The organism is Sulfuricella sp. (genome assembly GCF_035531155.1).
Lineage (GTDB): Bacteria > Pseudomonadota > Gammaproteobacteria > Burkholderiales > Sulfuricellaceae > Sulfuricella.
On sequence record NZ_DATKTK010000004.1, the window covers coordinates 109,575 to 119,606 of the forward strand.

A 10,032-nucleotide genomic window follows, 5' to 3' on the forward strand; every position below is an offset into this window, starting at 1 on the left:
AATCAGGCTGGCATGTCTGAGGGTTGGAGTTTCCCTTTGCGAACCTTTGCGTCCTTTGCGGTGAAAGATTTTTGCGGTTTATTGTTGGATTGAATTCAAATTCAAATAGGTCTTGATTCAATCGAAAAACGCTATTTTACTCCGGTTCCACCCGGCTGGCCGCGATTGGCTCACCAAAAGTAGGCGCCTCTAGGCGACAATCTGCCGGATCTATTGCAGAATAGCGTTGTATAACGATTCCCCCGTTTTTTTCCACACAGCCAGGCAGCGAGTACCTCCCTGAAAACAGCATGAATCAAGCCATACAAAAAATAGACCGATTTGAATTGACCCGGATTCTGGGCAAGGGTGCGCAGAGTGTGGTTTATCTCGCTTACGATCCCAAGCTGCAACGCGAAGTGGCGATTAAAACCCTGCATTTCGCAGAACAGAAGGACCGGCAGAGCGAGATTCAGGCGCTGATCCAGGAATCGCGCACCGTCAGCAAGATGCGTCACCCCAACCTCGTACCTATTTTCGAGGCCGGCGAATACGATGGCGATCCCTATCTGGTGTTCGAGTATGTCGAGGGGCAGACCCTGGCCGATCTGCTGCGGGAAAAGGGGACTCTACCCGCCGACGAGGCAATCGGCATTATCGGCCCGGTGCTCGATGCCGTCGCCCATGCTCACCAGAACGGCATCATCCATCGGGACCTCAAACCCTCCAACATCCTGATCAGCCCGGAAGGCATCCCGCGGGTCATGGATTTCGGCATCGCCGAACGCATCTCCGACAAACCGGGCGAGCACAACGACGGCCGGATAGGCACGCCTGCCTACATGGCGCCGGAATACGTCGACGGCCGGATGGTCAGCGAAAAAAACGATATTTTCGCCGCCGGCCTGATCCTTTACGAAATGGTGGTCGGGCACAAAGCAGTACAGGGCAACGACATTTACCAAATCATGCACCGCATCGCTTCCGAACCGATCGAGCTCCCCCCGAGCAGCGAAATATCCATCGACGAAAAGCTTGGCGACATTATCCTCAAGGCTCTGGCAAAAAAGCCTCTCGACCGCTATGCCAGCGCCGCGGAAATGGGGGGCGCACTGCACGCCTACATGCTGGCCGATGAAGACGCTCCACTGCCTTTACGGAATCGAAACAAAGCACGCTGGATTTCCTGCTGCGGCGGATGCGCCACAGGGGCGATTTCCCGGCCCTGTCGGAGTCGGTCAGCGCCATCAACCGTGTGGTTTCCTCCGACCGGGAAAGCATCAACAAGCTTTCCAACTCGATCCTGAAGGATTTCGCCCTCACCAACAAGATTCTGAGACTGGTCAACACCGCCTTCTATAGCACATACGGCGGCGGCACTATCAGCACTATTTCGCGCGCCGTGATCATTCTCGGCTTCGACGCGGTGCGCAACATCGCCGTCACCCTGATCCTGTTCGAACACATGCAGAACAAGGCTCATGCGACGCACTTGAAGGAAGAATTCATTCAGACCCTGTTCAGCGGGCTCCTGGCCAAGGATATTGCCAAGGGCGAGTCCAAAGACGTCAAGGATCCGGAGGAAGCCTTTATCTGCTCAATGTTCCATAACCTGGGGCGCCTCCTGGCCATGTTCTACTTTCAGGAAGAGGCCGAAACCATAAACAGGGTCATGGCCCAGAAAGAATGCAACGAAGACATCGCTTCCGCCCAGGTGCTCGGCATTTCCTACCAGGACCTGGGCATCGGCATCGCCAAGACCTGGGGCTTCCCGGAACAGATCGTGCACAGCATGCGCAAGCTGCCGCCCGACTCCGTTCCTCGCCCCAAAACCCCCATGGACAAGCTGCGCATCATCTCCAGCTTCTCCAATGAACTCTGCGCAATCGTTGCCAAGACGCCCAGCGAGGACCGGCTGAAGGCCATCAAAAAACTCTCCGGGCGCTACGGCGACAGCATGCCGATCCAGGAAAAGCAGTTACAGCAGATCCTGGAAAAAGCCCTCGACGAAATCACTCAATTCGCCGGTACGGTGCGTCTGGGAATAAGGCAGAGCCAGATTGGCAAGCAAGTCGCCAACTGGACGGGACACAGCCATCAAGGAGAGGCGATAAAGGAAGGCATATCGGAACACGCTGCTGAGGGCGCTAGTCTGACTGAGGCGGAAATGCAGATGCAGGACACGGTGGCGATCACCTCAACAGAGGGAATCACACTGGCCCAGGCAAAGTTGCCGGAAGACACGGGAAACAAGCCGGATGCCGGCAATGCCCAGGCCATCCTCACCGCCGGCATCCAGGACATCAGCAATTCCCTGGTGGATGGCTGCTCCCTCAACGACATCCTGCGCATGATCCTGGAAACCATGTACCGTAGCATGGGCTTTCAGCGCGTTCTGCTATGCATCAAGGATGCCAAGCAGAACGCCATGGTCGGGCGATTCGGCTTCGGCGAGGATATCAACCAGACCATCAAGACCTTCAAGTTCCCTCTCAGCTATGCCCCGGATGTATTCCACGCCGCTCTGTCGAAGGGCGTGGACATCCTGATTTCCGATATCAACGAGGCGAAAATCAGGGAACGCATCCCGGACTGGTATCGCAAGACCGTTACCGCCCAGACCTTCGTGCTGTTTCCGCTGAATCTCAAAAACGTACCGGTAGCTCTGATTTATGCCGACAAGGAGCCGGCAGGTTGCATCAACATGCCGGAAAACGAGCTGAGCCTGTTGAGAACACTGCGCAACCAGGCCTTGCTGGCAATCAAGCAGTCGCTATAGCGCGCGGTGGCGATCAAGACCCTCAAGCAAATTAACCAGGAACCTTGCCATGATGGAATACATCTTCTTCAACGACAGCATTTCCCGGCGTTTCGCCGAATTCGCCCAGGTGCTAGGCATCCCCTGTCAGGAAAGGCATGACAAGATGGGCCTGGTCATCGCCGTGCCGGAGGATCTGGACGACCTCGTCGCCAACCGGCTGGAAACCTATTATGCGATGCTGATGGATGATCAGGCCGAGTTGGTGGAAACTGCCGAACCAGACCTGAAGCATGTGGCCGCCATCAGCATCACCCTTGCCGATGGCCGACCCTGCACGATCCGCATCGAACCGGCAATGATGGGCCGGCTGATGGAATGCCTCAGCATCGACGAAATCCACCAGCTCGCCACCACCATCGCCCGTAGCGTGGAAAATCCGGACGACAAACCGTTGTGCCATACCTGAACGGCTATCCTGAATGGGTAGCTTGAAGCTTGGGGCACGACATGCTAGCCTAATCGGTCTTGACGATCCCGAATTCCGTTTTCTTACCCGACAACCGCGTTAACGCCAGATGGTTCTTTCAGACCGCATACATACCTACGGACAGCTCCTGCTGCGACGCCACGGCGAGCGTGTGCACAAGATCGCACTCGACGCCGGCCTGACCTGCCCCAACCGTGACGGCAGCAAGGGCATCGGCGGCTGCACCTTCTGCAACAACGAGTCGTTCAGCCCCAACGGGCGCAAGCCGCCCACCCTGCACGAGCAGCTCGATTCTGGCCGGCGCGCCATCACCCGCTGCACCCGCGCCAAAAAGTTCATCGCCTACTTCCAGGCCTATACCAACACCTACGCCAAGATCGAACAATTGCGCGCGATGTACGAGGAAGCCCTGGCTGAGCCTGACGTGATCGGGCTCTCCGTCGGCACCCGCCCCGACTGCGTGCCGCCGGAGGTGCTCGACCTGCTCGCTGGATACTGCGAGCGCGGTTTCGAAGTCGTGCTCGAGCTCGGCCTGCAATCCGCCTTCGATGAAACCTTGAAGCGGGTAAACCGCGGTCACGGTCTGGCCGAATACCTGGCCACCACGACCGCTGCGCGGCAGCGCGGGATTCCCGTCTGCGCCCACCTGATCGTCGGCCTGCCTGGCGAAACCGAGGACCACTACCGCGCCAGCCTGGATACCGTGATCGAGCACGGCGTGGACGGGCTCAAGCTGCATCCGCTGCATGTCGTCAAGCACACTGTGCTTGCCCAGGAATGGCGGCGCGGCGAATACCAGCCGCTCAGCCAGGAGGACTACACCCGCATCGTCGCCGACCTGATCGAACGCACGCCGGAGGACATCGCCTTTCACCGCGTCACCGGCACCGCAGCCAGGGATATCCTGCTTGCCCCCGACTGGTGTTCCAAGAAATGGGATGTACTGAACAAGATCGAGCAGGAACTGAGAAGGCGGGATAGCCATCAGGGCAAATTTGCCCACTCGGTAACCGGCAAGTTCGTTCACCCCGCAACAGAGGAAAAACTCAGATATGTCGCCTAAAGCATCTCTCGAACTGGTCTGCCCCGCAGGCAATCTGCCGGCCCTGAAAATCGCCGTCGACAACGGCGCCGACTGCGTCTACATGGGCTTCAAGGACAACACCAATGCGCGCGCCTTCGCCGGGCTCAACTTCGACCCGGCCAGCGCGCGCGAAGGTGTGCGCTACGCCCACGCCAAGGGCGCCAAGGTGCTGCTCGCGCTCAACACCTTTCCCCAGTCCGACAAGTGGGCGCGCTGGCAGGCCGCGGTGGACAACGCCGTCGAGCTCGGCATCGACGCCGTCATCCTGGCCGACCCCGGCCTGATGCGCTACGCGGCCAGGAACTACCCGAACCTGCGCCTGCATCTGTCGGTGCAGGGTTCGGCGACAAATTACGAGGCGATCAACTTCTACCACGAGCATTTCGGCATCCAGCGCGCGGTCATCCCACGCGTGCTGTCGCTGGCCCAGGTCGAACAGGTAGTGAAAAACACCCCGGTGGAAATCGAGCTGTTCGGCTTCGGCGGCCTGTGCGTCATGGTCGAGGGGCGCTGCGCGCTGTCTTCCTACGCCACCGGCGAATCGCCCAACACCTGCGGCGTGTGCTCGCCGGCCAAGGCAGTGCGCTGGGAACAGACCCCCACCGGCCTGGAATCGCGCCTCAACGGCATCCTCCTCGACCGCTACGGCAAGGACGAAAACGCCGGCTACCCGACCCTGTGCAAGGGCCGCTTCGAGGTCAACAACGAAACCTACTACGCCATCGAGGAGCCGACCAGCCTCAACACCCTGGAGATGCTGCCGGAGATGATCGCCATGGGCATCGCCGCGATCAAGATCGAAGGTCGCCAGCGCAGTCCGGCCTATGTCGAGCAGGTCACCAAGGTCTGGCGCTCCGCCATCGACGCCGCCACACGCGCGCCGCAAAGCTATACCGTCAACCCGGCATGGATGGCGCAACTGAACAAGGTCGCCGAGGGGCAGCAGAACACCCTGGGCGCGTACCACCGGCCGTGGAAGTGAAATATTTTTCACCGCAGAGGCGCAGAGACGCGGAGAAAACCTTCGAATAGTTGGTTTTTCTCCGCGTCTCTGCGCCTCTGCGGTTAAGTTCAGTCATTAAATGAGTCCAATATGAAGCTAGCACTAGGCCCTATCCTCTACTACTGGGAACGCGACACCGTCTTCAACTTCTACGCCGGAATCGCCGCCTCGCCGGTGGATATCGTCTACCTCGGCGAAACCGTCTGCTCGCGCCGCCACACCCTGCGCACCGAAGACTGGCTCGAAGTCGCGGACAAGCTCGCCGCCGCCGGCAAGGAAGTGGTGCTCTCCAGCCAAGCGCTGATCGAGTCGGAATCCGACCTGAAGACCCTGCGCCGCATCGCCGGCAACGGCAAATTCATGGTGGAAGCCAACGACATGGGCGCAGTGCACCTGCTCTCCGCCGCCAAGCTCCCCTTTGTCGCCGGACCCCACATCAACACCTACAACCCGCAAACTTTGCAGTTGCTAGCCGAACTCGGCGCCAGGCGCTGGGTAATGCCGGTGGAAATGTCGCGCGAAGCGCTTTCCCATATGCAGGCCGCCCGACCGGAAGGGATGGAGACCGAGGTATTCGCCTACGGCCGCCTGCCGCTGGCCTTCTCGGCGCGCTGCTTCACCGCCCGCCACCACAACCTGCCCAAAGACGACTGCCAGTTCCGCTGCATGGACTACGTCAACGGACTCACCCTCAACACCCGCGAAGGCCAGCCCTTCCTTGCGCTGAACGGCACCCAGACCCAGTCCGCCAGCATCTACAACCTGATCGGCGAACTCGATGCGATGCGCGAAACCGGCGTCGACGTGGTGCGCGTCAGCCCGCAGGCGTTTTTCACCGCCAAAATCCTCAAGCTATTCCGCGAAGTCATGGACAACCGCCTCCCCGCCCAGACCGCGATCCAGCAAATGGCCAAGCTGATGCCCGACCGGGCCTGCGACGGCTACTGGCACGGCCGCCCCGGCATCGAACAGAGCTATCTCGCCGCCGCCGAGGATGCCGCCTAATTCCGTGGAGGTGTGGGATAGCGGGCTGAATGACGGCGGCTGGAACGCCGCCTTCGACCAAGGCTGGCTGGCGTTGCACGCCGATGGGGAGCGCCCCGACCTGCTGCGCTTCCACCGCAGCCGCCCAACCGTCAGCATCGGTCGCCACCAGGCACGAGGCCGCGAAATCCGCCTCGACTACTGCCGCCAACACGGCATCGAAACCGTGCGCCGCACCAGTGGCGGCGGCGCGCTCTACCTCGACGAGAACCAACAGGGCATCAGCCTGATTTTCCGCCGCCCGATGGACTGGGCCGGGCTGGGACTGGCGCAAATCCTCGCCCGCTTCTGCGCGGTGCTGGCCGACGGCCTTGCGCACCTCGGTATCCAGGCGCGCTTCAAGGCCCCCAACGACCTGGAAATCGACGGCCGCAAGCTCGCCTCCGCCTTCGTCGCCATCCAAGGCGATTCGCTGTTGCTGCACGCCACCCTGCTCTGCGACGCCGACATCAAAACCATGCTGGAAGCGCTGCGCACGCCGACCGAAAAGCTCACCGTCACCGGTCTGGAAAGCGCTCGCCAGCGGCTGTCCACGCTGAAGGAGCTGCTTGGCGAAGTGCCGGAAGATGCGATGCTGCAACAGGCCCTGCGGCTTGGAATCGCGGATGCGCTGGGGGTGGATTTTGCGGACGCTGCCGCGGAAGTTGTGGATTCCAACCGGTGCGGGAATGACGATACAACTAACGAAACCGATTGGAGCGAGGCGGACGATGGCGCGCTCGAGGCGCTGCACAAAACGCCGGGCGGGTTGCTGCGCGTGCGCCTGTGGCTAGACGCGGAAGAAGGGCACATCGCAAAAATTCAATTTTCCGGCGATCTCAACCTGCACCCGGCAGACGCGCTGGAACGCTTGCAGCGCGCCCTCACCGGACTGGCGCTGGCACAGTCCGAACCCACCGTTCGCGCATTCTTTGCCGAAAACTGCTGCGACCTGGTCGGCTTCACGATGGACGACATCTGCCATCTACTGCAACTGGTGCTGAACAAGCTCGGCCAGCAACGGGGAATGGGCTTGAGCACGGCCCAAGCCAACAGCCTGATGGTGCTGACCCGTGGCATCGAAAGCGATACCCCCACCATCCTCGCGCAGGCTTCGGTAGTGCTGCTGCCCTACTGCGCCAAGCCTGCCTGGTGCAAATGGCGCCATGAGGATGACTGCGTCGAATGCGGCAAGTGCGAAGTGGGCGACGCCTACCGCCTGGCGCGCGAGCGCAACATGCAGGTGACCACCATCACCGACTACGAGCACCTCACCGTCACGCTCGGCCAGATGAAGAGCGATGGTGTGGCGGCCTACGTCGGCGCCTGCTGCAGCCAGTTTTTCATCAAGCGCCACCACGCCTTCCGCGAGGCGGGCATGGCGGCGGTGCTGATGGATATCAGCGGCGCCAACTGCTACGAGCTGAAGCAGGAAGAATCGGCCTATGCCGGCCAGTTCCAGGCGGAGGCGCGGCTCGACGCCGACATGCTGGCGAAGGTGATGCAGCACGTGCCGGCCCAGCCCGACGAGCAGCCGCAGGGCGAGGCTGCCGCACCCGTGACCGGCAGCAAGGTGCGCCGGGTAATTCCCCTGATCCCAATTAACGAAGCCAGAAAGCGTGCATGAAACGCATCGACAAGACCCTCCTCACCACCCTCTCCACCCAGGCGGCGGCAGTACCGCGCCTGCGAGCGCACCACAACCTGCACCCCCAGCTCGACGACCCGGTCCAGCGCCTGTGCATCGCCATGGAGCCCGGCACCTACGTCAGGCCGCACCGCCACATGCAGCCGGAAACCTGGGAAATCCTGCTGATATTGAGCGGTGCCGTGGCGCTGCTGGTTTTCGACGACGGCGGAAGGGTGCTGGAGCGGATCGAACTGGCGGCAGGAGGAGAAGTCACCGCAGTGGAAATCCCGGCCAACACCTGGCATGCGGTGGCATCCCTGAAAGCCGGCACGGTGGTATTCGAGGTCAAGCAGGGCCCTTATGCGCCGATCGCCGAGGCCAATTACGCTCCCTGGTCACCTGCTGACGGGGTGCAGGCGGAATCGCTGGAGGGCTGGTATCACCATGCCCAGGCGGGGGATACCGTGCCGAAATATTGAATCTGGATGGGCAAGGGAGGGTTGTTCGCTTCGCGCGTTGTTTGATTGCCGGGGGCAGCCCGGCAGCTGGTTACCTTTCTTGCTTCGCCAAGAAAGGTAACCCAAAGAAGGCGACACCCATCCACCGCCCCTGCGGGGTTCCCTGCGTTGCTCGCCAAGCCGGGCGGCTGCGGAACTCGCGCTTTGCGCTCAAACAGTCCTCGCCGAAATCCCCCGACTTGGCTGCGCTACTCGGCGGCGAATCAAGGGGACGGAACAACCAAACCCAAACCTCCCCACCCAGCCCTCCCCAGCGGGGAGGGCACCCAAAAACCGGGCTCCGCCCACAAGACCCAAATCCCCCTCTGCACCGCCTCGGTTTTCCGGGGGAATCGGGGGCAGTCGGCTGCGTTTGTCTGAGGCCAAAGGCCGAGTTTAACGCGGCCGCCCGATTTGCCCGGAAAACCGAGGGAAGCCCGAAGGGCCGGTGCGGCGGGGTGCCCTTTTGTTTGGTTACTTGTATTTTGGGCAAGCAAAATGAAGTGACCTGCTGCCGGGCAGCCCCCGGCATCTAAATATCTGCGCGCAGCGCACTCAAAACCCAGCACCGCTTGTATCCACCCGAACAAAGACCTATAGTGGCCCAATTGTCATAAAAAGAGGCTCTCCCTGTCATTGTCCGGACAAAACCATGGCGCAGGAACAGCTATGTTTCACTCTTGATGTCGATTTCACGTTAGCCATTTACAGAGGAACAAATATGCGTTTTGAGAGTAAGCTCAAAAGGAATTTTTGGATCAACGTAGCTATCGCTACTATTCCTGATATTGCCATCGCGATTATTCTGGCGGTAGTGTTTGACGGAGGATTTATTGGATTCCTAGCGGCCTACTTTGGCCTGCAAATTCTCTACTTCGCCATTTGGACGAAGAATTCTATTTTCGGCTGGGCACACTTTCAGCTAGTCGGTCGAAAGCAGATGTCAAAACATTTGCTGGATTTTCTGCTTGAAAACAAATTTCCAGATCCCGGCGATCACCAAGCATCTGTTGATGGCTATTTTTACGATATCGTCAATGACGAGGAGTTGCCCATAGAAATGCGTTTCCGAGCCACGCACGAAATTGCCACTTTGAATGCTTACGGCACTCTTGGACAAGCACAACAACTAATGCGCATCAACATTGCTTACGAGGATGCGATTGAACAATATAAAAGATCGCTTGCAGGTACACACGGCTAACCCATCCATCAAGCGCGACACTTATGTCAGACGTTATGCGGCACACAAGCGAGCGCTCGTGATTGAGCGAAATTGGCTGCTATGACTTCAAAGCCCGAGGCTGAAGCCCTTTTCGAGTCGTTCTGCGATAGCCACGCAGTATCGTGGGAGAGAGTCCCCGTTGAAAAGACTCGGACGCCTGACTACATCGTTTCATTGAACGGCCAAAGTCTCTATTTTGAAGCAGTAGTGTCCGGTTAAAAGTCGAACAAATTTAGTTGGTTATAAAAGTCCGTCGGATCTGGGAACTGCCCACTGCCTGCGAAGGCTTGTGATAGCCGGGTTTTCTCAAAAACAGACACCGATAAAATCTGTAGCAAAGAGT

9 protein-coding genes are annotated in these 10,032 nt (G+C 59.6%); all 9 read left to right on the plus strand.

Annotated features, from left to right (window positions below):
• The first annotated feature begins 290 nt into the window (after window positions 1–290).
• The 9 genes from VMV64_RS01660 (at window position 291) to VMV64_RS01700 (ending at window position 9,668) form a co-directional block, all read left to right on the plus strand.
• Entirely contained in the window at window positions 291–1,286 is a 996-nt protein-coding gene (locus tag VMV64_RS01660) for a serine/threonine-protein kinase (RefSeq protein WP_325328207.1), read from the plus strand.
• Window positions 1,178–2,758, plus strand: coding sequence for an HDOD domain-containing protein (locus VMV64_RS01665; protein ID WP_325328208.1), 1,581 nt, complete (start codon window positions 1,178–1,180; stop codon window positions 2,756–2,758). Before VMV64_RS01660 ends, VMV64_RS01665 begins: the two co-directional genes overlap by 109 nt.
• 49 nt (window positions 2,759–2,807) lie before the next feature.
• Entirely contained in the window at window positions 2,808–3,206 is a 399-nt protein-coding gene (locus VMV64_RS01670; protein ID WP_325328209.1) for a hypothetical protein, read from the plus strand.
• 109 nt (window positions 3,207–3,315) lie between these two features.
• On the plus strand, window positions 3,316–4,290 hold the full coding sequence (locus VMV64_RS01675; RefSeq protein ID WP_325328210.1) for a TIGR01212 family radical SAM protein: 975 nt from the start codon (window positions 3,316–3,318) through the stop codon (window positions 4,288–4,290).
• Window positions 4,280–5,293 carry a ubiquinone anaerobic biosynthesis protein UbiU gene (gene ubiU, locus VMV64_RS01680; RefSeq protein ID WP_325328211.1) on the plus strand — a complete coding sequence of 338 codons (1,014 nt, stop codon included), beginning with the start codon at window positions 4,280–4,282 and terminating at the stop codon, window positions 5,291–5,293. The genes VMV64_RS01675 and ubiU overlap by 11 nt, the downstream gene beginning before the upstream one ends.
• 111 nt (window positions 5,294–5,404) lie before the next feature.
• A complete protein-coding gene (locus VMV64_RS01685) occupies window positions 5,405–6,319 on the plus strand; it encodes a U32 family peptidase (RefSeq protein ID WP_325328212.1) in 915 nt (304 codons plus the stop codon).
• Entirely contained in the window at window positions 6,309–7,964 is a 1,656-nt protein-coding gene (locus VMV64_RS01690; protein WP_325328213.1) for a lipoyl protein ligase domain-containing protein, read from the plus strand. The genes VMV64_RS01685 and VMV64_RS01690 overlap by 11 nt, the downstream gene beginning before the upstream one ends.
• Window positions 7,961–8,446: a WbuC family cupin fold metalloprotein gene (locus tag VMV64_RS01695; protein WP_325328214.1), complete on the plus strand. Its 486-nt coding sequence runs from the start codon at window positions 7,961–7,963 to the stop codon at window positions 8,444–8,446. The genes VMV64_RS01690 and VMV64_RS01695 overlap by 4 nt, the downstream gene beginning before the upstream one ends.
• Before the next feature lie 670 nt (window positions 8,447–9,116).
• Window positions 9,117–9,668, plus strand: a complete 552-nt coding sequence (locus tag VMV64_RS01700) for a hypothetical protein (RefSeq protein ID WP_325328215.1) — start codon at window positions 9,117–9,119, stop codon at window positions 9,666–9,668.
• The last annotated feature ends 364 nt before the right edge of the window (window positions 9,669–10,032 follow it).

Excerpts from the sequence above, each read along its gene's own strand:
- VMV64_RS01675 (WP_325328210.1), top strand. The coding sequence starts at position 3,316 with ATGGTTCTTTCAGACCGCATACATACCTACGGACAGCTCCTGCTGCGA.
- VMV64_RS01695 (WP_325328214.1), top strand. The coding sequence starts at position 7,961 with ATGAAACGCATCGACAAGACCCTCCTCACCACCCTCTCCACCCAGGCG.
- ubiU (WP_325328211.1), top strand. The coding sequence starts at position 4,280 with ATGTCGCCTAAAGCATCTCTCGAACTGGTCTGCCCCGCAGGCAATCTG.
- VMV64_RS01700 (WP_325328215.1), top strand. The coding sequence starts at position 9,117 with ATGGCGCAGGAACAGCTATGTTTCACTCTTGATGTCGATTTCACGTTA.
- VMV64_RS01690 (WP_325328213.1), top strand. The coding sequence starts at position 6,309 with ATGCCGCCTAATTCCGTGGAGGTGTGGGATAGCGGGCTGAATGACGGC.
- VMV64_RS01660 (WP_325328207.1), top strand. The coding sequence starts at position 291 with ATGAATCAAGCCATACAAAAAATAGACCGATTTGAATTGACCCGGATT.
- VMV64_RS01670 (WP_325328209.1), top strand. The coding sequence starts at position 2,808 with ATGATGGAATACATCTTCTTCAACGACAGCATTTCCCGGCGTTTCGCC.
- VMV64_RS01685 (WP_325328212.1), top strand. The coding sequence starts at position 5,405 with ATGAAGCTAGCACTAGGCCCTATCCTCTACTACTGGGAACGCGACACC.
- VMV64_RS01665 (WP_325328208.1), top strand. The coding sequence starts at position 1,178 with ATGCGCCACAGGGGCGATTTCCCGGCCCTGTCGGAGTCGGTCAGCGCC.